The sequence below is a fragment of the Variovorax sp. 770b2 genome (assembly GCF_900115685.1).
Taxonomy (GTDB): Bacteria; Pseudomonadota; Gammaproteobacteria; order Burkholderiales; family Burkholderiaceae_C; genus Variovorax.
This window is the reverse complement of the sequence record NZ_FOXJ01000001.1, coordinates 338,928-359,850: the sequence shown is the minus strand read 5'-3', so window position 1 is coordinate 359,850 and position 20,923 is coordinate 338,928. Positions and strand designations below refer to the sequence as shown.

At 67.7% G+C, this 20,923-nt stretch carries 19 protein-coding genes; 9 read left to right on the top strand and 10 right to left on the bottom strand.

Annotation, left to right across the window (positions count from 1 at the left end):
* Positions 1-430: 430 nt before the first annotated feature.
* Together BM133_RS01510 and BM133_RS01505 are read right to left on the bottom strand one after the other, a co-directional pair.
* A complete protein-coding gene (locus BM133_RS01510; protein ID WP_093431150.1) occupies positions 431-730 on the bottom strand; it encodes a hypothetical protein in 300 nt (99 codons plus the stop codon).
* 572 nt (positions 731-1,302) lie between these two features.
* Positions 1,303-1,752, bottom strand: coding sequence for a MarR family winged helix-turn-helix transcriptional regulator (locus BM133_RS01505; RefSeq protein WP_093434955.1), 450 nt, complete (start codon positions 1,750-1,752; stop codon positions 1,303-1,305).
* Positions 1,753-1,884: 132 nt separating this feature from the next.
* Between BM133_RS01505 and BM133_RS01500 the strand changes: the two genes are divergently transcribed.
* The 3 genes from BM133_RS01500 (at position 1,885) to BM133_RS01490 (ending at position 4,622) form a co-directional block, all read left to right on the top strand.
* A complete protein-coding gene (locus tag BM133_RS01500) occupies positions 1,885-3,030 on the top strand; it encodes an FAD-dependent oxidoreductase (RefSeq protein WP_093431148.1) in 1,146 nt (381 codons plus the stop codon).
* 113 nt (positions 3,031-3,143) lie between these two features.
* Positions 3,144-3,764, top strand: a complete 621-nt coding sequence (locus BM133_RS01495; RefSeq protein WP_093431147.1) for a PadR family transcriptional regulator — start codon at positions 3,144-3,146, stop codon at positions 3,762-3,764.
* Between the two features lie 15 nt (positions 3,765-3,779).
* Entirely contained in the window at positions 3,780-4,622 is an 843-nt protein-coding gene (locus BM133_RS01490) for a siderophore-interacting protein (RefSeq protein WP_093431145.1), read from the top strand.
* A 134-nt stretch (positions 4,623-4,756) separates the two neighbouring features.
* On the opposite strand, the gene BM133_RS01485 is transcribed toward BM133_RS01490, so the two are convergent.
* From BM133_RS01485 to BM133_RS01470, 4 genes are read right to left on the bottom strand one after another with little or no spacing between them, the layout of a single operon-like run.
* Positions 4,757-6,289: a DHA2 family efflux MFS transporter permease subunit gene (locus BM133_RS01485; protein WP_093431144.1), complete on the bottom strand. Its 1,533-nt coding sequence runs from the start codon at positions 6,287-6,289 to the stop codon at positions 4,757-4,759.
* Entirely contained in the window at positions 6,286-6,753 is a 468-nt protein-coding gene (locus BM133_RS01480; RefSeq protein WP_093431142.1) for a MarR family winged helix-turn-helix transcriptional regulator, read from the bottom strand. The genes BM133_RS01485 and BM133_RS01480 overlap by 4 nt, the downstream gene beginning before the upstream one ends.
* A gap of 52 nt (positions 6,754-6,805) precedes the next feature.
* Positions 6,806-7,783, bottom strand: a complete 978-nt coding sequence (locus BM133_RS01475; protein ID WP_093431141.1) for a magnesium and cobalt transport protein CorA — start codon at positions 7,781-7,783, stop codon at positions 6,806-6,808.
* Positions 7,784-7,819: 36 nt separating this feature from the next.
* Complete coding sequence (locus BM133_RS01470; RefSeq protein ID WP_093434954.1) at positions 7,820-8,461, bottom strand: hypothetical protein; 642 nt, start codon at positions 8,459-8,461, stop codon at positions 7,820-7,822.
* A 157-nt stretch (positions 8,462-8,618) separates the two neighbouring features.
* Here BM133_RS01470 and mutS point away from each other — a divergent pair, with 157 nt between their 5' ends.
* The 3 genes from mutS to BM133_RS01455 all read left to right on the top strand — a co-directional run bounded on the left by mutS (position 8,619) and on the right by BM133_RS01455 (position 12,990).
* Positions 8,619-11,216 (top strand): DNA mismatch repair protein MutS, encoded by a 2,598-nt coding sequence (gene mutS, locus BM133_RS01465; protein ID WP_177224811.1) that lies wholly within the window; start codon positions 8,619-8,621, stop codon positions 11,214-11,216.
* Positions 11,217-11,244: 28 nt separating this feature from the next.
* Positions 11,245-12,084: a proteasome-type protease gene (locus BM133_RS01460; protein WP_093431138.1), complete on the top strand. Its 840-nt coding sequence runs from the start codon at positions 11,245-11,247 to the stop codon at positions 12,082-12,084.
* Positions 12,085-12,177: 93 nt separating this feature from the next.
* Complete coding sequence (locus BM133_RS01455) at positions 12,178-12,990, top strand: alpha/beta fold hydrolase (RefSeq protein ID WP_093434952.1); 813 nt, start codon at positions 12,178-12,180, stop codon at positions 12,988-12,990.
* On the opposite strand, the gene BM133_RS01450 is transcribed toward BM133_RS01455, so the two are convergent.
* A complete protein-coding gene (locus BM133_RS01450; protein WP_371286300.1) occupies positions 12,973-13,521 on the bottom strand; it encodes an MOSC domain-containing protein in 549 nt (182 codons plus the stop codon). The two genes, BM133_RS01455 and BM133_RS01450, sit on opposite strands and share 18 nt — an antisense overlap.
* A gap of 339 nt (positions 13,522-13,860) precedes the next feature.
* On the opposite strand from BM133_RS01450, the gene BM133_RS01445 reads away from it, so the two are divergent.
* Entirely contained in the window at positions 13,861-14,574 is a 714-nt protein-coding gene (locus tag BM133_RS01445; protein ID WP_093431135.1) for a response regulator transcription factor, read from the top strand.
* A 16-nt stretch (positions 14,575-14,590) separates the two neighbouring features.
* On the opposite strand, the gene BM133_RS01440 is transcribed toward BM133_RS01445, so the two are convergent.
* A complete protein-coding gene (locus BM133_RS01440) occupies positions 14,591-16,285 on the bottom strand; it encodes a YadA family autotransporter adhesin (protein ID WP_256219032.1) in 1,695 nt (564 codons plus the stop codon).
* Positions 16,286-16,513: 228 nt separating this feature from the next.
* Here BM133_RS01440 and BM133_RS01435 point away from each other — a divergent pair, with 228 nt between their 5' ends.
* Entirely contained in the window at positions 16,514-18,397 is a 1,884-nt protein-coding gene (locus BM133_RS01435; protein WP_093431133.1) for a sensor histidine kinase, read from the top strand.
* Positions 18,398-18,410: 13 nt separating this feature from the next.
* Here BM133_RS01435 and BM133_RS01430 read toward each other — a convergent pair whose 3' ends face one another.
* On the bottom strand, positions 18,411-19,238 hold the full coding sequence (locus tag BM133_RS01430; RefSeq protein WP_093431132.1) for an undecaprenyl-diphosphate phosphatase: 828 nt from the start codon (positions 19,236-19,238) through the stop codon (positions 18,411-18,413).
* 156 nt (positions 19,239-19,394) lie between these two features.
* On the opposite strand from BM133_RS01430, the gene BM133_RS01425 reads away from it, so the two are divergent.
* Complete coding sequence (locus BM133_RS01425) at positions 19,395-20,267, top strand: hypothetical protein (RefSeq protein ID WP_093431130.1); 873 nt, start codon at positions 19,395-19,397, stop codon at positions 20,265-20,267.
* On the opposite strand, the gene BM133_RS01420 is transcribed toward BM133_RS01425, so the two are convergent.
* On the bottom strand, positions 20,259-20,915 hold the full coding sequence (locus BM133_RS01420) for an aspartate/glutamate racemase family protein (RefSeq protein ID WP_093431129.1): 657 nt from the start codon (positions 20,913-20,915) through the stop codon (positions 20,259-20,261). The two genes, BM133_RS01425 and BM133_RS01420, sit on opposite strands and share 9 nt — an antisense overlap.
* Positions 20,916-20,923 lie beyond the last annotated feature (8 nt).

Here is a 20,923-nt window from a genome sequence, read left to right as displayed (position 1 = left end):
CTGCAGCATGCTTATACATTGCGCTTCTCCGTCAAAACACTTGGGCGGTCATCGATCTAGGGAGTTGATAAGCCGGGTGAAATAAAAATCGCGGGCAAGCCCGTTTTTTTTCAGATTCACCACTCTTACCTTGTCGTGCGTATTTCCGAATTTGCTACAGAAGCGGAAGCGGAAGATTTCTTGCCCTGCATTCAAGCGGGTTTATGGAACATTGCGCTCGTCCAGCACATCGCGTTTATCCCGGACTTCGGGCGCCGCAGCATCACTTTCGCCCCGGACCCCGCTACGGCGGGGTCGAGTCTCACCGTCACTCCAAATGTGCTGACTTCGAGAGGTGCCTTGAGCTTGGACTGATGGTTCTATTCAAAGGAGCACCGGCGATAACCGACGCCTCCGCCGGGTAGGCGGCGCGGCGGCTCATTTGTAATCCCTACCCCCTCACACTCCCCTGCACCAATTCCTCCACCTCCAACGCCAGATCCGCAGCAATCCAGACGATGTTCGATCGGTGTTCTTCTCCTGCTTCCTCGAACCATCCATTGCCGCCGTAGGCGCACCACAGCAGTGATCTGAGTTGTGCGGCTTTGTTTTCGAGGAGGTCGAACGCGTCCTGACCTGTTGGGGGCATGGGCGGCAAGCCGGTGGGACCGGTGGGACCGGTGGTGCTGGTGGTAGTCGTGGGACGGGAAGACTTGGGCGTAGAACGCCCGGCGATAATTTGCTTAGCCATAGCTGGTGTGCTTTCTGTAAAAAACTGCACGTCATGTGGTTAGACGGCCGAGGTGTTCACGCACCTTGGCCGTCGCCTTTTGCGCCTCACATTCGCATCGATTGCACGAGGCCATCGACACCCGCCGTGAGACAAAGCGGTTCATTCATTCAGTCGTTCACGCAGCCGGTTGGCAGTGGTTGTTCTTTCACGCTGCGCGTCGCCCACTCAGTGCGGCGTCTTGTCGCCAGGGCATTCACTGTAGAGAAGCAAAGCCGCGCAAGAGAAAAGATTTCGTCTAGGAATTCTCGAATCGGCGAGGTATCTGCCGGGCAATTGCCAGGAGACTGCCGAGGGACACAAAGCTCTGACAGTTGCAGGCGTGTCGCTCGCCAACGCAGCGCAAATTCGGCTGCATCGGCGAAAAAAAACAAAGCAGAGGCGGTGGCGCTACGCGGTCGCGTTGCGGTTGGCATCGGCCATCGCGGGCATGCCGTCGCGCAGCACCTCGATGACGCCGATCACGTCTTCATCCACCTGCCCGCGCCGCATGGTTTCGCCGAACACGGTGCGGTGGGTGCATGGGCCGCGCCTCAGCCGCCGCCCATGCGCTCCACGTTCGCATTCACCCGCTGAAGCAGCGCGAACAACTGCGCGACCTCCGCCCTGGAGAGGCCGGCCAGCGCTTGCTGCGAGTGCGCCTCCATCAGCGCCCTGGCCTTCGGCAGGCGCCGCGCGGCCAGCGGCGTGAGCGAGATGAGGCGGCTGCGCTTGTCGGCGGGGTCGTCCACGCGCTCGACCAGGCCGTCGCGCTCCATGCGGGTGAGCAGTTGCGCCATGCTGGGCTGCTCGACCTGCGCGATGCGCGCGAGCTCGGCCTGCGAGAGCGCCTTGCTTTTCTTGAGCGACACGAGCACTGGCAACTGGCCGGCGGCAAGGCCGACCTCGCGCAGGTCGGCGTCCGCGATGCGGGTGAATCCGCGGGCCACGCGGCCAAGGAGCTTGAGGGGGTTGGTGTCGGGGGCGTCGAGGGTTTCGGTCATGCGGGTCATTTTATACATAGGCTCCTATGCTAATATGGATAGGAGCCTATCCTTTTCAGCGGAGTCATCCGGATGCATCCCTCTTCTCCCACATCCATTCCTTTCACGTCCATTCCCTCTACGCCCACGCCCATGTCCACTCCCCGCATCGCCATCGTCGGCGCCGGTCCTGGCGGCCTCATGCTGGCGCGCCTGCTTCACCTGTCGGGCATGCAGTCCACCGTTTTCGAGCGCGAAGAAGGCCCGCTCGTGCGCTCGCAGGGCGGCACGCTCGACCTGCACGAAGACTCGGGCCTGATGGCCGTGCGGCGCGCCGGGCTCGAGGTCGAGTTCCTGCGCATCGCGCGCTACGACGACCAGGGCTCGCGGCTGCTCGACAAGTCGGGGCGCGTTCTTTTCGAGGAGCCCGATGCCTCTGCGGGCGATCGGCCCGAGGTCGATCGCACCGCGCTGCGCGCCATGCTGCTCGCCTCGCTGCCTGCCGATGGCGTGCAGTGGGGTTGCGCGCTGCGCGAAGTGCGGCCGCTGGACGATGGGCGGTGGAACCTTGTCTTCGTCAACGGCGAGGCCGGGCCTTTCGATCTCGTGGTGGGTGCGGACGGCGCGTGGTCGCGCGTGCGGCCGCTGCTGTCGCCGTACAAGCCGCAGTACAGCGGGCTGACGTTCATCGAGTTCGGCATCGACGATGTGGACTGCCGCCACCCCGCCGTCGCGCAGCTGGTCGGGCGGGGCAAGCTCGATGTGCAGGGCGATGGCAAGCTGGTCATTGCGCAGCGCAACGGCCATGCGCACATCCGCGGCTACGCGATCTTCCGGGTGCCGGCGGACTGGGCGGCCAAGCGCTTCGACTTCGCCTCGCCCGCCGCGGTGCGCAGCGCGCTGCTTGCGGAGTTCGCGGGGTATGGCGATGCGATCACCGATCTCTTTCGCGCGAGCAACGACCAGTTCGTGGCGCGGCCCATCTATGCGCTGCCGGTGGGCCACTGCTGGGCCGGCCGGCGCGGGCTGACGCTGCTGGGCGATGCGGCGCACGTGATGTCGCCCTTCGGCGGCGAAGGCGTGAACGCCGCGATGCGCGATGCCGCCGAACTGGCGGCGCTGCTGGCCGAGAAAGAAAAAGACTGGGGCGGCGCCGTGGCGCTCTACGAGATGCAGATGTTCGAGCGGGTCGCCGGCATCGCGGAGGGCTCGGCCGAGGCGGCAGCCGTTCAGATGTCGCACATCGGCGAGGCGCTGACGCTGGAACACCTTCGCCAGCACAGGGCCGCCGCCGCATAGCGCGGCGTAGCGGGCCTGGCGCGCCCCCTGCCGGGCGGCCGGATGCCTGTCTGTTTGACTTTTATTTCGATATATCTAAAATACTTTCGATACCAGTCAAGAAGGACATCGACATGAGACACCCCCACTTCGGCCACCACCATCACAACCACCACTGCCACGCCCCCCGCGGCGAGCACGGAGACGGCCTCTCGGGTGGCCGCGACGGCGAGCGCGGCGATCACGGCGAAGGCCGCATGCACGGAGGCCGCGGCGGACGCGGCGGCGGGCGCGTGTTCGGCCATGGCGGGCTGCGCTTCGTGCTGCTGCAGCTCATCGCCGACAAGCCGGCCCACGGCTACGAGCTCATCAAGGCCATCGAAGACCGCCTGGGCGGCAGCTACGCGCCGAGCCCGGGCGTGGTCTACCCCACCCTCACCCTGCTCGAAGAGCTGGGCTACCTGAGCGTGGAAGTGGCCGACAACGGCGGCCGCAAGCGCTACAGCATCACCGCGAGCGGCCAGGAATTCCTGGCCGCCAACCGCGAAACGGCCGACGCCATGATGGCCCGCATGTCGGGCGGCGTGGACGGCGCGGGCCCGCGCGGCGGACGCCCACCGCAGGTCACGCGCGCCATCGAGAACCTGAAGCTCGCCATGCGCATGCGCCTGTCGGGCACGCCCCTCACAGAACAACAAGCCCACGATTTCGCCGCGGTGCTCGACAGCGCCGCTCAACAGCTAGAGCGCATCTGAACTTTCAATTTTGAAATGACCGACTTCACAACCACTTCCGCTTCTTCCCACACCCCCGACCGCACGCCGCGCCGCGTGCGCCACGAGCTTCGCTTTCGCCAACTGACGGTGAAGACGGTGCAGCGCGTGACGCCGCACCTCGTGCGCATCGTGCTCACGGGCGACGACCTCGTGGGCTTCACCAGCCTGGGGTTCGACGATCACTCGAAGATCTTTTTCCCCGACGCCGCAACGGGCAAGCTCACGCTGCCCACGGCCGGGCCCGATGGCCCGGTGTGGCCCGCGAGCGGCCGCCCGACCATGCGCGACTACACGCCGCGCCGCTTCGACGCCAAGGCGAACACGCTGGAAATCGACTTCGCGCTGCACGACGCCGGCCCCGCCACGCAATGGGCCGAGCAAGCCAAGCCCGGCGACACGCTGGGCGTGGGCGGGCCGCGCGGCTCGTTCATCGTGCCAACCGAATTCGACTGGCACTTGCTTGTCGGTGACGACACCGCATTGCCTGCCATTGCACGGCGATTGGCCGAGCTGCCCGCCGGTGCGCGGGTGGTGGTGCTGGCAGAGGTCGACAGCGAAGCCGACGAGATCCCGTTCGAGACGCAGGCCGAGCTCACGCTGCAGTGGGTGTACCGGCGCGGCGCCGAGGCGGGTGTGAGCACGGTGCTGGTCGATGCGCTGAAGGCTGCGACGCTGCCGGCTGGCGACTTCCACGCGTGGGTGGGTTGCGAATCGGCGATTGCGAAGGCACTGCGCGTGCACCTCGTGGGCGAGCGCGGCGCGAACCCGAAGTGGACCCGCGCATCGGGCTACTGGCGGCGCGGCGCTGCGGCTACGCACGACTCGCACGACGAGTGATCCGCTTTGCTCCTTCCCCCTTTGGGGGAAGGTTGGGATGGGGGCACGCGGCCTCTGAAAAGCCGCCGGCGATTGATGCGCCGCTTGCCCCCACCCCTGCCCTCCCCCAGCGGGGGAGGGAGAAAAACCAGAACTCAGTGCGGCACTTCGGCCGGGCCTGACGCGGCCGCATTGCGCCGCGGGCTTCGTATCAACAGCAGCAGCGGAATCGCCAGCAGCGTGATCACCATCATGATCGCGAAGTCGTCCAGATAGCCGATGAGCGCGCCCTGCCGCGTCACCTCGGCATTGAGCATCGCGAGACCCGTCATGGTGTCTGGCGACATCATCGGCGGCAGGTTGACCAGGCCCGGATTGCCGGGTGTCACGGTCGCCGCAATCTGCGCATGCGCCTTGCTCGAGCCCTCGGTCAGCAGTGCCTGCACGATCGAGATGCCCACGCTGCTGCCGATGTTGCGCAGCAGGCTGAAGATGGGCGTGCCCTGGTTGCGCAATCGAGGCGCGAGCGTGGCGAAGGTCGCGGTGGACAGCGGCACGAAGGTGAAGCCGATGCCCAGCCCCTGGATGAAGCCCGAGAGAATGATGAGGCTGCTGTCCATCTGCAGCGTGAGGCGCGTCATCTGGTAGAGCGAAAACGCCGTGAGGCCGAAGCCCACGGCCATGATGGCGCGCACGTCGATGCGCTGCACCAGACGCCCCACGATGATCATCGCGATCATGGTGCCCACGCCGCGCGGCGCGGTCACCTCACCCGTGTAGACGACCGGATAGCCCATGAGGCCCTGCAGGAAGTTGGGCAGGAGCGCCATCGTCGCGAACAGGATCATGCCCACGATGAAGGCGAACAGAAGGCCGGTGACGAAGTTGCGGTCTTTCAGCAGGTCGCGGTCGAAGAACGACACGCCCTGCACCGTCCAGGTGTGGACCACGAAGAAGCCGAAGGCCACGAGCGCGGCGGCGGCTTCGAGCTTGATCTCCCACGAGTCGAACCAGTCGAGCTGCTCGCCGCGGTCCAGAAAAAGCTGCAGCATGCCGATGGCCAGGCTGAGCGTGACGAAGCCGAAGATGTCGAGCTTCTCGCCCTGCGGCCGGCTCTCGGGCAGGTAGCGCGCAATGCCCCAGAACGCGAAGATGCCCACGGGCAGGTTGATGAAGAAGACCCAGCGCCAGTCGAAGTTCTCGGTGAGCCAGCCGCCCAGGAGCGGCCCGAGGATGGGCCCGACCATGATGCCCGCGCCCCAGATGGCCATGGCCTGGCCGACCTTCTCGCGCGGGTTGATGTCCAGCAGCACCGCCTGCGACAACGGCACCAGCGCCGCGCCGAACACGCCCTGCAGCAGGCGCGCGGCCACGATGCCGACGAGCGATGTCGCAAGGCCGCACAGCGCCGAGGCGACCGTGAAGCCGATCACCGAGATGATGAACACGCGCCGCCGGCCCCAGTGGCCGCAGAGCCACCCGGTGAGCGGCAGCGCGATGGCCGAGGCCACGATGTAGGAGGTGAGCACCCAGGTGATCTGGTCCTGCGACGCCTGCAGGCTGCCCTGCATGTGGGGCAAGGCGACGTTGGCGATGGTGGTGTCCAGCGCCTGCATGATGGTCGCCAGCATGATCGAGATGGTGATCATGCCGCGGTGCGGCACGTGGGTTCCGGGGGCGACGCTCATGGCTTTTGCGCGTCGCCGGAGGTGATGTCGATGAGGCTGCCCCGCACCTTGTTGAGCAGGACCAGCAACTGCGCGCGCTCGGGCTGCGAGAGCACCGACATCACGCGGGCGTTGAGGCCGTCGCTGATGCTCAGCGCCGCATCGAGCGCCTTCTCGGCGCTGGGCTGCAGTTGGATCTTGTTGACGCGGCGGTCGGTGGCGCTGGGCTCGCGGCGGATCCATCCCGCGGCGGCCATGCGGTCGCAGAGGCCCGCGACGGCCATGGGGGTGAGGTCCAGGCGCTGCGCGAGTTCGGCTTGCGAGAGCAGCTCGTCGTCGCCGTGCATGGCGAGAGCGCCGAGCAGCCGGCATTGCGCGCTGGTGAGGCCGATGCGTTCGCGCGCGAGGCGGTCGAACTCTTCGACGTAGAGCTTGCCGACCTCCTTGACGAGGAAGCCGAAGCGCTGTGTGAAGTCCCTTTTCATAAGGGACTGGATTATCTACATGTTTATTAGTTTGGAATTAGCAAGCCGGTCTTCAGAGCCAGCCGGCACGCCTGAACCGGTAGTAGAGATAGCCGCAGGTGCTGACGATGAGGCCCAGCGCGATCGCGTACCCGTACTTGAATTTCAGCTCGGGCATGTGCTCGAAGTTCATGCCCCAGATGCCGGCGAACGCGGTGCACACCGCGAAGATGCTGGCCCAGGCGGCCAGGCGCTTGGTGACTTCGCTTTCCTCGATGGTGACCATCGAGAGGTTCACCGAGATGGCGGTGCCGATGGTGTCGCGCATCGCGTCGATGGAGCCGTTGATGCGGCCCAGGTGATCGCCCACGTCGCGAAAGTATTCCTGCGAGCCCATGCAGATCTGCGGCACGCGCCCGCCGTGCAGCTTGCCCGCGGCCTCGACCAGCGGGGCCACCGCGCGCTTCAGGATCATGCTGCGGCGCTTCAGGTCGTAGAGCTGCTTGATCTTGTCGCGCGCCGCGCCGCCCTGCGTGAAGATCTGCTGCTCGATGGATTCGAGCTCCACTTCGAGCGCGTCGATGACGGGGAAATAACGGTCGACCACCGCGTCCATGAGCGCATAGAGCACGAAGCCCGCGCCGTTGCGCAGCAACTCGGGCTCGCGCTCGCAGCGCTCGCGCACGCCCAGAAAGCCCTGCTGGCTGCGGTTGCGCACCGACAGCACGTAGTTGCGGCCCACGAACACGTCGACCTCGCCGACGTTCACGCAGTGCTCGCCTTCGGGCGAGGGCTCCACCAGGTGCATGACCACGAAGAGCGAATCGCCGTACTCCTCGACCTTGGGGCGCTGGTGGCCGTGCTGGGCGTCTTCGACGGCCAGGGGGTGGAGGTTGAACTCCTTCTGCATCTCCAGAAGGTCTTCGGCCGAGGGATCGCTCAGCGCGACCCAGACGAAGCAGCCGGGCCGGGTGATGTAGTCGCTGATGTCCTCGACCGGAATGTCGGCGAGCTTGGCGCCGTTTTCGTAGGCCACGCAGTTGATCAGCATCGGGACGGGTCCAGGTTCGGTCTTGATGAGAAGAGATCAGGCCGCGGCATCGGGATTGGCGGTCGCGGTCGCAGTCACGGTCGCGGCCAGCAGCGCGGTCTCGGCGAGCGATGCCTCGATGGCCTGCGTCTCGGCCCTGAGCAGTGCGAGGCCCTTTTCGGCGAACGCGCTGTGGCTCGCCACGTCGGCCCACAAGCTCACCGCGGCTTCGGCGCATGTGAGCGATGTGAAGCGGATGCGGCCCTTCGCCAGGTCGATGAAACGCTTCTCGCGCAGGGGGTCCGCGCGGTCCCAGGCGCCGCCGATGAGCACGCGCTTGCCGCGCTTGATGCGCGGCTCGCGCTCGGCGAAGAAGGGCAGCTTGGCCGAGACCCACGCCAGCATGCCGGGGTTCAAGGCGGTGTCGAAGGCGGAAGGGGCGGTGTGCGCCTTTGCATATTCGCGCAGGGTGCCCAACTGGTAGAGCACCGGGTCCTTGGGGCCGGCCGGGCCGCCTTCGACGGGCTTGATGATGGAGGGGCCGTTGCCCGCGCCGCGCTCGGGGCGCTTGGACTTGCGCAGGTCCGCAAGCTGGGCCGGCGATATGCACAGATACAGCGCGGCCAGGTCGGCCGGCAAGGTGGCGGTGTCCGGCAGCGCGTTCGCTTCAGGGCCTTTGAGTGGATCCAGCTGGGCCATGGGCGCCTTGTTGTTCTTCACGCGGGGTTTGCGCCGGGGGATTTTAGAGCGGGGGATGGAGAGCGCCGCCCGCCCGTCCCCGATAATCGCCCCAGTGAAAACGACGACGACTGCCCACCCCACCCCCTCGACCAGCGACCTCTCCGGGCACACGCCCATGATGGCGCAGTACCTGGGCCTCAAAGCGGACCACCCGGACACCCTGCTGTTCTACCGGATGGGCGACTTCTACGAACTGTTCTGGGCCGATGCCGAAAAGGCCGCGCGCCTGCTCGACATCACCCTCACCCAACGCGGCCAGTCGGCCGGCCAGCCTGTGGTGATGTGCGGCGTGCCCTTCCATGCGGTCGATACCTACCTCGCGCGGCTCATCAAGCTGGGCGAATCGGTGGCCATCTGCGAACAGGTGGGCGAGGTCGGCGCGAGCAAGGGGCCGGTCGAGCGCAAGGTGATGCGGGTGGTCACGCCCGGCACGCTGACCGATTCGGAACTGCTCAGCGACAAGAGCGAATCGCTGTTGCTCGCCGTGCATGCGGGCACGCGCAATTTCTGCGGGCTCGCGTGGCTGAGCGTAACGGGCGCCGAACTGCGGCTGGCCGAGTGCCCGGCCGATGCGCTGGAGACCTGGATCGCGCGCATCGCGCCCAGCGAGCTGCTCTACAGCGCCGAGGTGACGCCGGCTTTCGAGCAGCGACTGAAAGCTGCTCGCGCATCGACCCCTTTCACCCTCTCGATCCGCCCCGCGTGGCAGTTCGACGGCGGGCTGGGCGAGCGCAAGCTCAGCGAGCAGATGGGCAGCAACAGCCTGGCGGCCTGGAACGCCGAATCGCTCACCAACGCGCATGCCGCAGCCGCCGCGCTGCTGGGCTACGCCGAGCACACGCAGGGCCGCGCGCTCTCGCATGTGCAGCGGCTTTCTGTCGAACGTGATGGCGACCTGATCGAGCTGCCGCCGACCACGCGCCGCAACCTCGAACTCGTGCAGACGCTGCGCGGCGAAGATTCGCCCACGATGTTCTCGCTGCTGGACACCTGCATGACGGGCATGGGCAGCCGCCTCGTGAAGCGCTGGCTGCTCTCGCCCCGACGCGACCGCAGCGAAGCGCAGGCCCGGCTCGAAGCCATCGGCGCGTTGCAATCGACGGTGCTCGGCGGCACGGCCGCGCCCTGGCGCACGCTGCGGGAACAACTGAAGAACACGAGCGACGTGGAACGCATCGCGGCACGCATCGCGCTGAGGCAAGTGCGCCCGCGCGAGCTGCTGGCGCTGCAACTGGCGCTCGCGAAGGCAGAGCATCTGGCGCCGATCCTTCCGGCGTCCGCCGCGCTCCTGGCCCGCATCGCCGAGCGGCTCGCGCCGCCGCCGGGCTGCGCCGACCTGCTGGTGAGCGCGATCAAGCCCGACCCGTCGGCGCTGGTGCGCGACGGCGGCGTGATCGCCACCGGCCACGATGCCGAACTCGACGAGCTGCGCGCCATCAGCGACAACTGCGACGACTTCCTGCTCAAGCTGGAAGTGAGCGAGCGAGAGCGCACCGGCATCAGCAACCTCAGGGTGCAGTTCAACCGGGTGCACGGCTTCTACATCGAGGTGACGCAAAGCGCGCTCTCCAAGGTGCCCGACAACTACCGCCGCCGCCAGACGCTGAAGAACGCCGAGCGCTTCATCACGCCCGAGCTGAAGGCCTTCGAAGACAAGGCCCTGAGCGCGCAAGACCGCGCGCTGGCGCGCGAGAAGTGGCTCTACGAACAGCTGCTCGATGCGCTGCAGCCCTCGGTGCACGCGCTCACGCAACTGGCCGGCGGCATCGCGACGCTCGATGCGCTGTGCGCACTGGCCGAGCGCTCGCACACGCTGCACTGGCGCGCACCGACCTTCGTGGCGCACCCTTGCATCGAGATCCAGCAGGGCCGCCATCCGGTGGTGGAGGCGCGGCTCGCCGAGAAATCGTCGGGCGGCTTCATCGCCAACGACACGCAACTCGGGCCGCAGCAGCGCATGCAGGTCATCACCGGGCCGAACATGGGCGGCAAGTCGACGTACATGCGGCAGGTGGCGATCATCGTGCTGCTGGCCTCCATCGGCTCGCACGTGCCGGCGGCGGCCTGCCGGCTCGGGCCGATCGACGCGATCCACACGCGCATCGGCGCGGCGGACGACCTGGCCAATGCGCAGTCGACCTTCATGCTGGAGATGACCGAGGCGGCGCAGATCCTGCACAGCGCCACGGCGCAGTCGCTGGTGCTGATGGACGAAATCGGCCGCGGCACCAGCACCTTCGACGGGCTGGCGCTGGCCGCGGGTATCGCAGCGCAGTTGCATGACCGCAGCAAGGCCTTCACGCTTTTTGCGACCCACTACTTCGAGTTGACCGAGTTCCCGGCCACGCACCACGGCGCGGTGAACATGCACGTGAGCGCGACCGAAGCGGGCCGCGACATCGTGTTCCTGCACGAAATGCAGCCCGGCCCGGCCAGCAAGAGCTACGGCATCCAGGTGGCGCGCCTTGCGGGCATGCCGGCGGCGGTGGTCAACCATGCGCGGCAGGCGCTGGAGGCACTTGAATCGCAGCATGCGCAAACCCGTGCACAGGTGGACCTGTTCGCGCCCCCGCCCGTGGCCCAGACGCCGCTGAGCAGCGCCGTAGAATCCGCCCTGGCTGCGCTAGACCCCGACACCATGAGCCCGCGCGAAGCACTCGACGCGCTCTATGCCCTCCAGAAACTGAACACGCGTGAACGCAGTGCCGCCTGAGCGGGCCTGATTCATGCGAGAAGAACTCATGACTTATTGCGTAGGCATCAAACTCAACGCCGGACTGGTGTTTCTCTCCGACTCGCGCACGAACGCGGGCGTGGACCACATCAGCACCTTCCGCAAGATGATCGTCTACGAGCAGCCGGGCGACCGCGTCATGGTGCTGCTCTCTTCGGGCAACCTGAGCATCTCGCAGTCGGTGCGCGAAATCCTCCAGATCGAAGAGCTGCGTGAAACGCGCGAAGACGGCACGCAGGGCGAGCCGATCACCATCTGGAACGCCAGGAGCATGTTCGATGCGGCCCGCGTGCTGGGCTCGGCGGTGCGCCATGTGTACGACCGCGATGCCGAGGCGCTCAAGCACGCGGGGCTCGATTTCAACGTGTCCTTCATCTTCGGCGGGCAGGTCAAGGGCGAAGGCATGCGCCTTTTCCTGGTCTACGCCGCGGGCAACTTCATCGAGGCGACCACCGAGACGCCTTACTTCCAGGTGGGCGAATCCAAGTACGGCAAGCCGGTGCTCGACCGCGTGCTCACGCCCGAGACGCCGCTGGACGAAGCGGCCAAGTGCGCGCTGGTGTCGATGGACTCGACGATGAAGTCGAACCTCTCGGTGGGCCTGCCGCTGGACCTGGTGGTCTACGAGGCCAACAAGTACGAGACCGACCGCGTGATCTGCATCGACGCCGACAACCCCTACTACCGCATGATGCACAACAGCTGGGGCCAGAAGCTGCGCGAGGTGTTCGACAGCATCGAGGACCCGGTGTGGGACGACAGCCATACCGAGCATCCGCTGAAGATGCCCGCCACGCGGCACGGCGCGCTGCGCAAGATCTCGACGCCCGACGAAAAGCTCATCTGAAAAGATGAGGCGCCCCAGCTTGCCACTTCGTGTGCTGCGCCACCTCCCGAGGGGGAGGCTTGGCCGCCTTGGGGCGGCCCGGCGGCGGCCATGATGCCGCCCGTCGTTTTCTCGCACGGCAACAGCTTTCCGGCGAGCACCTACCGCGTCGTTCTCGACAGCCTTCGCAACCGGGGCTTCGAGGTCGATGCCATCGAGAAATTCGGGCACGACCCGAAGTACCCCGTCACCGACAACTGGCCGCACCTGGTGCAGCAGCTGGCCGATTTCGCAGAGGCGCGCGCCGATCGTGCGGGCGGGCCGGTGTTCCTGGTCGGCCATTCGCTGGGCGGCTTCCTGAGCCTGATGTGCGCCGCGCTGCACCCGGCGCTCGCGCGCGGCGTGGTGCTGATCGATTCGCCCATCCTGGGCGGCTGGCGTGCGAACACGCTCAATGTGGTCAAGCGCACGCCGCTCATGAAGAGCATTTCGCCCGGCGCGATCAGCCGGAAGCGCAAGAACACCTGGGCGCACCGCGAGGCGGTGTTCGAGCATTTCCGCAGCAAGAAGGCGTTTGCGAAGTGGGACGAGCAGGTGCTGCACGACTACATCGACCACGGCACCTTCGACGGCATCACCGCGGGTGAAGACAGCCGCGAGCTGAGCTTCGACCGCGACGTGGAAACCGCGATCTACAACACCCTGCCCCACAACCTGGGCGCGCTGCTCAGGAGCCATCCGCTCAAGTGCAAGGCGGCGTTCATCGGCGCACGGCAGTCGGCCGAGATGAAGCGCGTGGGCATGGCGATGACCGAGCAGGTCACCAAGGGGCGCATCACGATGCTCGATGGCACGCACCTGTTTCCGATGGAAAAGCCGCTGGCCACGGCGGCGGCGGTCGAGGCGGCGCTACGCAACCTGCTGTGAGGCAGGGCCGGGGCGGCAATCGATGCCGTCGCCAACCCGCAGCACGCCGCCTCGGATGACCCGCGCCGTCACTCCGCCATGGCCGCGCATGGCGTTGTAGCCGCCGGGGCCGAGGAGCTCTTCCATCCGTGAACAGGGCTCGCAGGGGCCGCTGATTTCGAGCAGCACCTCTGCGCCGATGGCCAGCACCAGCGGCTGGTCGCGAAACAGCGAGCGCGCCGCCAGCAGGTTCAGGCCCGAGACGACGAGGTTGCGGCGCAGCCCTTCGGCCCGGACCTGCGCATGCCCCGTGAGCGCGGCGATCACGGGCAGGTGCTCCTGCTGGATCAGCGAGACCTGCCGCTTGCCGCCCGGGCGCGCGGCGCCGATGCGGTCGCCCTCCAGGCCCCGGCCTTCCGCCGCGATCGCCTCCCTCACCGACAGCACCGGCACCCGCCGCGCGGGGCGCAGCAGAATGGCATCGAGGCGGCCGGGTCGCGCGAATTGGCGGGTCAGTTCGTGAAGGTCGGGCATGCGGGGGATTGTCCACACGTCTTTTTTGCGCTCCGCCACCGGCCGGATCGGCGAGTACGGCGGTATTCGTGGCATCGGCGCATGCCAGCGCCATGACGGGCGCGGTGGTTACCCTGGGCGGCGGCGTGGCACTGGATTGACCACCGGCCGCGCGACGGCGCATGGCCCCCGCATGAGCTAACTTGCCGCACATTTCCCGAGCGAAACATTCCAAATAGAGCGATAGTTCCCGCCGGTCGCGGGTCTGCTTTCTTGTGGATATGTGACTTGAAGATACAGTCAGAAATACTCTGCAACAATCTCCGGTATAAGTAAAAACGTCCTACCGAATCAGAGAGCGTTCAGAATTCCGCCCACATGTCCAATTTGCAGCTGGAAGACATCGAAGCCGTTTCATTGAGTCCCGCGCTGGTGGTCGAAGACGATCCGGCGATGCGCGAGCGGCTTGCCTATGTGCTGTCCACGCTCGGTTGCGACGAGCCGCAGATCGCCTGGGCCGACAGCGTGACCACGGCCAAGGAATTGCTCGACGCGCGCAGTTTCGGCGTGGCGCTGGTCGATATCGGCCTGCCCGACGGCAGCGGCGTCGAGCTGATCGGCTGGATGCGGGCCCTGCACCCCAAGGTGCCCGCGGTGGTGGTCTCGGCCTGGCGGACCGAGGAAGTCATCTTTGCGGCGCTGCGTGCCGGCGCCATCGGCTATCTGCTCAAGGAGCGCGACGACCTCGAACTGAGCATCGCGCTGCGCAGCATCGAGCAGGGCGGCGCGCCCATCGATCCGGCCATTGCGCGCCGCATCCTCGGCTGGCTTGCGGCGCAGCAGCCGTCGCTGTCGGCGGTGCTGGCGGCCGATGCGCCTCCCCCGCTGCCGCTGCCCGTGGCGCTGACGCCGCGCGAGCGAAAGATCCTGGAGCTCGTGGCGCAGGGGCTGAGCAACCGCGACATGGCCGAGTCGCTGTCGATCTCCCGGCTCACGGTGGAATGCCACACCAAGAACATCTACCGCAAGCTGGCCGTCACCTCGCGCACCGAGGCTGTCTTCCAGGGGCGCAGGCACGGCCTGCTGCGCTGACCGGCCGGCTTTCACTTCACCAGGCGTAGCCCGCCTGCACGCGTGCGGCGATGCGGTTGTTGCTGCCGCTGCTGGTCGCCGTGGAAACGCCCACCCCCAGGTTCAGGTTGTCGTTGAGCTGGTAGCCGAAGGCGACGCCGACGGCCGATGCGCCGGCGTAGTTGCCCACCGCCGCGCCCATCCACTTCTTGCCCACCGGCAGCGTCGGCATCGACGGCATGGCCAGCGCAGCCGCGACGCCCTGTGCGGCAAAGGCGTTCGCCTGGCTGGTCGCGTTGCTCACCGCCTGCTGCAGCTGGTTGACGTTGACGGCGTCGGTGCCCAGCACGCCGGGCGCCACATTCGCAATGCCGCGCAACTGGTTGGTTGCCGCGTTGCCGACCGACACGGTGTTGTCGCGATCGGCCACGGAGCCCTGCCCCAGCGCCACCGAATTGCTGCCCGTGGCCAGCGTGTTGGCACCCAGCGCCACGGCGTTGTTGCCGGCGGCCACGGCGTTGTTGCCCACGGCGGTGGTCGGATCGGCCAGCGCCCTGGCGCCCGCGCCGATGGCGACCGAGCCCGCATGATCGGCCTTCGCGCCGTTGCCCACGGCGACGGTGTTTTCGCCGGTGGCCTGCGCGTTGGTGCCCATGGACGTGCTGCCGGCCCCGCCGGCGCTGGCACCGGGACCGCAGGCCACGGCACCGCCCGCGCCCACCGCGCACACGCCGCTGGACAGGGCCTGGTTCATCAAGCCCTGCAGCGCCGTCACTTGCTGGAGGGTGAAGTTGTTGGCCGTGGCGACGGCCGTCTGCTGCGCCTGCTGCACCTGGCCGACATTGGCGCCGTCCGTGGCGGCCTGGCCCGCGCCGACGTTGCTGATGACGGTGCCGGCGCCGCCGTTGGCGTTCAGCTGCAGCGAGGTGCCGCCCGCGCCGTACTGCGCCGAGTTCTGCGCCACGCCGAGCGCCGAATCGGCGGTCTGCTTCACGGTGTTCAACTGGCTGCCGTTGACGGCATCGGTGCTCGTGGCGTTCACCGCGCCGGCGCTCACGTTGACCAGGGCGCGTGTCTGGCCGGCAGACCCGAAGGACACCGTGTTGGCCGCCGTGGCGACGGAGTTCGCACCGATGGCCACGCTGCCGTTCGCACCGCTTGCCACCTGGCTGCCCGACCCGATGGCCACGCTGCCTGTGGCCAGGGCCGCCGCGCCCGATCGGCCACCGTTCGCGCCGCCGATGGCCGTGCTGCCGTCGCCGGACGCCACGGCACCCCGATTGGCGCCCGAGGCACTGCCGATCGCGATGGCGGAAGCGCCGGAGGCCTGCGCACCGCTGCCGCCGGTCGGGGCGGGATTGCCGCAACAACCCGGCACACCGGCGCCCCCCGCACCCACGGCGATGGCGCCGGAAGCCGAGGCCTGGGCGCCAGCGCCCCCGGTGCCGCCCGTGCCGCCCGCCTCGCCCAATCCACCCGTGCCACCACCGCCTATCGCCGTCGCACCGCTGGCGCTTGCCGCAGCGCCGCTGCCGCCCGTGCCACCGGTTCCCCCGGAAGCGCCGGTGCCGCCATCGCCGCCCGCGCCCAACGAGGTGGCACCGTCGCCCGAGACGATGGCCGCCCCGCCGCCCGTGCCTCCCGCGCCCCCGGACTGCCCCGGGCCGCCCCCCCCCACAGAGCCACCGGCAAATCCCGCGGCATGGGCGCTGCCCGCAATCAGCAGCGCCATCGCTGGCAGATGCGCGAGCGCCCGGACGAGCCGCCGTGGATCTGTCGGCCTCTTGCGCAACGCTTGATGGGCGCCGACTGGGTGGATCTGGACGGGCATGGATGCTTCCTCTTTGAAAACGGACAAGACAAAAATGCGACGAAGTGTGTCTTTCTGTTATCAACGGAGCTATCCCCGAGAACTGGTAAATGCATGCCGCACCACGAACGCCCATTGCCGGCTGGCCCCTTGTCTGCGCGCCGCCGCCTGGCAGAAGCACAGGCGTGGCTTGTTGCGGCCGTGGGGGCTTTTCTTTTCGTCCTCCTTCTCGCCAGCCCGCCGATGGCGCTGGCGCAGCAGCCCGCGCCGCCTGAACTCCACGTGCAAGCGGTGCGCGGCACCGGCTGGAACGAGACCACCCCGCCCACCGACGGCTGGACATCCGTCACCCTGCCCGACAGCTGGGCCGAACGCTGGCCCGGCTTCGACGGCGTCGTCTGGTACCGGCTGACCTGGAACCAGCCTGCAGAAACCGGTGAAGCGGGCCTGCTGCTGCACTACCTCAACATGGCCGGCGAGGTGTCGCTCAACGGCACGGCGATCTCGCGCGACGCGAGCCTGGTCGAGCCGTTGACCCGCGCCTGGAACGTGCCGCGCTACTGGCTGCTGGCGCCGCCGCTCCTGAAGCCGGGCGCCACCAACACGCTGCTGGTGCGCGTCTCGGGCCTCTTCGCCTACCAGGCCGGGCTGGGCCCGGTCAGCCTGGGCACGCCCGCGGCCATGCAGGCCGATTACGGGCAGGAGCGCCTCATGCGCCGCGACCTGCAGGTGCTGGGCCTTGCGGTGAGCGCGGCCGTATCGGCCTTCTTCGCGGCGTTGTGGGTGCTGCGCCGGCGCGAGACGGCCTACGGCTGGTTCGCGGTGATGTCGGTGCTGTGGCTGCTGTTCGGCTACAACCAGATCGCGACCAGCCCCTGGCCCTTTGCCGGCAACCACGGCTGGCAGGCGCTCAACACCTCGCTCTTCCTGGCGTTCTGTGTGTCCTACATCGTCTTTGCGCTGCGCTTTTGCGCGGTGCGCATGCCGCGCCTGGAAGCCGCGGCGCTGCTGGTCGCGCTGGCCGGCGTGCTCGACCTCTGGCTCGCGAGCGGCATGGACCGCCCGGTGCACCGCGCCATCTGGACCCTGGTGGGCGGCCTCACGATCATTGCGGTGAACAGCGCTTCGATCGTGCATGCCCTGCGCCACCGCGCGAGCCCGATGCGCTCGCTCGCGCCCTTCATGGCGGTGTCGGCGGCAACGGCCGCGCACGACCTGCTGGTGTTCACCCAGGTGATCGACAGCAACATCTACTACACGACCATGTCGTCCTATGTGCTGCTGCTCGGCATGGCGCTGACCCAGGCGGGGCGCTTCGTGAGCAACCTGAAGCGCATCGAGAACTTCAACACCGAGCTGATCGACGAAGTGAACGCCGCCAAGGCCGAGTTGGCCGCCACGCTCGCGCAGCAGCATGCGCTGGCGCTCGTGCATGCGCGCATCGGCGAGCGCGTGAACCTGGCGAGCGATCTGCACGACGGCCTGGGCGGCATGCTGATCGGCAGCATCGCCACGCTGGAGCGCGCGCCCGAAAACCTCTCGGCCCCCGAACTGCTCGCGATGCTCAAGAGCCTGCGCGACGACCTGCGGCTGATCATCGAAGCCACCGGCCGCCACGACGGCGCACGTGCGTTCGGCGAACTGCTCGCGCCGCTGCGGCACCGCATCTCGCAGTTGCTCGATGCGAACGGCATCGATTGCCGCTGGCAGGTGTCCAACCTGGAGACGCTCGAGCTGCCGCCCTCGCAGAGCCTGGACCTGCTGCGCTTTCTGCAGGAGGCGCTGACCAATGTGCTCAAGCACAGCGCGAGCCAGCGTGTGGAAGTGGCGGTGATGCGCGAGGGCGCCGAACTGAAGCTCAGCGTGCGCGACGACGGCCGCGGCTTCGTGGTCGATGGGGCCGACAAGGCGGCGGGCTCCGGCTTGCGCAGCCTGCGCACTCGCGCACGCCGGCTCGGGGCCGAGCTTCAGTTGCAGTCGCGGCCCGGCGAAACGCAACTGGCGCTGCGGATGCCGCTGGCGCCCGCAGCCTGAACGCCGCGCGGGATCAGTCCGCCCAGACCACCGTGCCGGTCCACGCCGTCACCAGCACCACGATGCCGAAGGCGATGCGGTACCAGGCGAAGGGAATGAAGTTGTGCGTGCTGATGAACTTCAGCAGCCAGCGCACGCACAGCCACGCGCTGATGAACGAGAACACCAGGCCCACGGCGAACAGCGGGATGTCGGCCACCGACAGCAGCGCGCGCTCTTTGTAGACGCTGTAGGCGCCGGCGCCGATCAGCGTGGGGATCGCGAGGAAGAAAGAGAAATCGGTTGCCGCCTGGCGCGAGAGCCCCAGCAGCATGCCGCCGATGATGGTCGATCCGCTGCGGCTGGTGCCCGGGATCATCGCGAAGCACTGCACCAGGCCGACCTTGAGCGCGTCCCATGGCGTGAGGTCGTCCACGTGCTCCACGCGCACCGAGCCTGGCGGGCGCTTCTCGGCCCACAGGATGATGAAGCCACCGATGATGAAGGTGCTGGCCACCACGGTCGGGATGAACAGGTGCGCCTTGATGACCTTGCCGAACAGGAGGCCCAGCACCACCGCGGGCAGGAATCCGATGAGGATGTTCAGCGCCAGACGCTGCGCCTTGGGTTGCCGCGGCAGTGCCACGACGGTCGACTTGATCTTCTGCCAGTAGACCAGGATCACCGCGAAGATCGCGCCGGTCTGGATGGCGATTTCGAACACCTTGCCCCGGTTGTCGCCGAAGCCGCCGAGCAGCGACCCCGCAAGAATCAGGTGCCCTGTCGACGAGATCGGCAGGAACTCGGTCAGCCCTTCGACGATGCCCATGATGGCGGCCTTGACCAACAAAACAATATCCACGCGTACTCCTTCAAAGAGCACCAATTATGGCGAGGGCATCGGTCAGCTTTTGTTCAGGTGGCATGCGAGTACCGAATACCTAGTTCGGGGGATGTTCACCGGATACGCATCGACACATATTCATGGACCGACCATTCATGTGCCCAAGGAGTCCTCATGCGAACGTTCACCCCCGCGGAGGAGCACGCATCGACCGCCGACGACCACGGGCAGGAGCGCCTGAAGCCCCCGCTGGCGATCGAACGGGAGCAGTGCGAATCGATGCGGCGCGTGGCCGGCGCGACCGGCGCATCGGCCCACGAGCTCAAGCTGCTGATGCAGCGGCTGGTCGACATCGACCGCTCGGGCAGAAGCGCGGGCATCGTCGCGCAGGGCAACATCGCCGCCGACCGGATGGAAGCCGAGGTGCAGTTGCCCGACCTGGGCGACGGCTGCATCGCCGGGCAGCAGGCCCAGGCCTGCCAGCGCATCGACCTCGGCCTGCTCGAACCCCTGAATCCGGCGCACGACAAGAAGTGGTACGCGCGCTGGAAGTTCTGGAGCTTCATCCTCGGCGCGGCCGGCCCGGTGGCCTCGCTCACGCTGCAGGGCCTGGCGCTGCGCCCCAGCGAACCCCAGGACGCGCACGCCGACCTCGTGGCCAAGGCGCGCAAGGTGCTGGAGAGCTGGCGCCGGACTTCCGACCCGCTCTTCTGGTCCGCCGTCGAAGACTATGTGCGGCAGCAGTCGTTCTCGCTCGAGACGCAGGCCTACCTCATGCACTGCATCGCGGCCGTGTTCAGCGGCGACACCATGAAGCTGTCGAACGCACAGAGCGAGCAGTTCGCGGGCCTTCTCACCGAGACCTATTGCGACGCGCTCGGCACCGCGGCCACGATGCCCTCCTCGGACATCTACCGGCGTCTGGCCGAAGGCCTGGAGGCGACCGACCGGGAGAGCGGCCTTCGCCGGATGCTGGGCCGCAGCGACGCGGCGCAGATCGCGATGACCACGCTGGTCAACGCCATCGGCCACGGCGGCTCACGCTGAGCGCTGCGGCCTCGTGCGCTGGCGCAAGGCGCGCACCGCACTGTCGACCGTCGTGAGCACCGGCAGGCCGCAGGCCTGTGCACACGCGGCGCCCGCGCGCGCCATGCTGAACTGCGCGAGCGCGATGCGCGTGCAGCCGCGATCGCGCAGCACCGCAGCCTGTTGCGCGATGAGCGCATCGTGGCGCTGCGTGTCGCCGGCGTTCAGCGCATCCAGGGCGCCTTCGGCCAACGCAAGCTCCAACGCGGCACCCGCGGGAAATTCGGGCGGCATCGAAGCGAGCGTGGGTGCGAAGGTCGCGATCAGGCCCAGCCGTCCTTCCCCCTGCATCGCCTCGGCGATCATGGCCTCGTTGGGCTTGAGCACCGGAATGCCCGCATGCCGCCCCGCCACGGCCTCGATGCACGGCCCGAAGGCCGAACAGGTGAAGAGGATGCCCTGGGCACCCGTATCGACCGCGTACTGCGCGAGGCGTTGAAACCGTTCGTGCATCGCCGCATCCAGCCCGCGCCCGCTCCGCGCGAGATCGGCCGAGAGGCTGTCGTCCAGCAGGTTCATGCGCACCGCCTCGGGCCAGTCGCGCGCGAAGGCTTCGTTGATGGGCGCGACCGAATGCGAGAGCGCGTGGACGAGGGCGATGCGTGTCATGAAGCCAG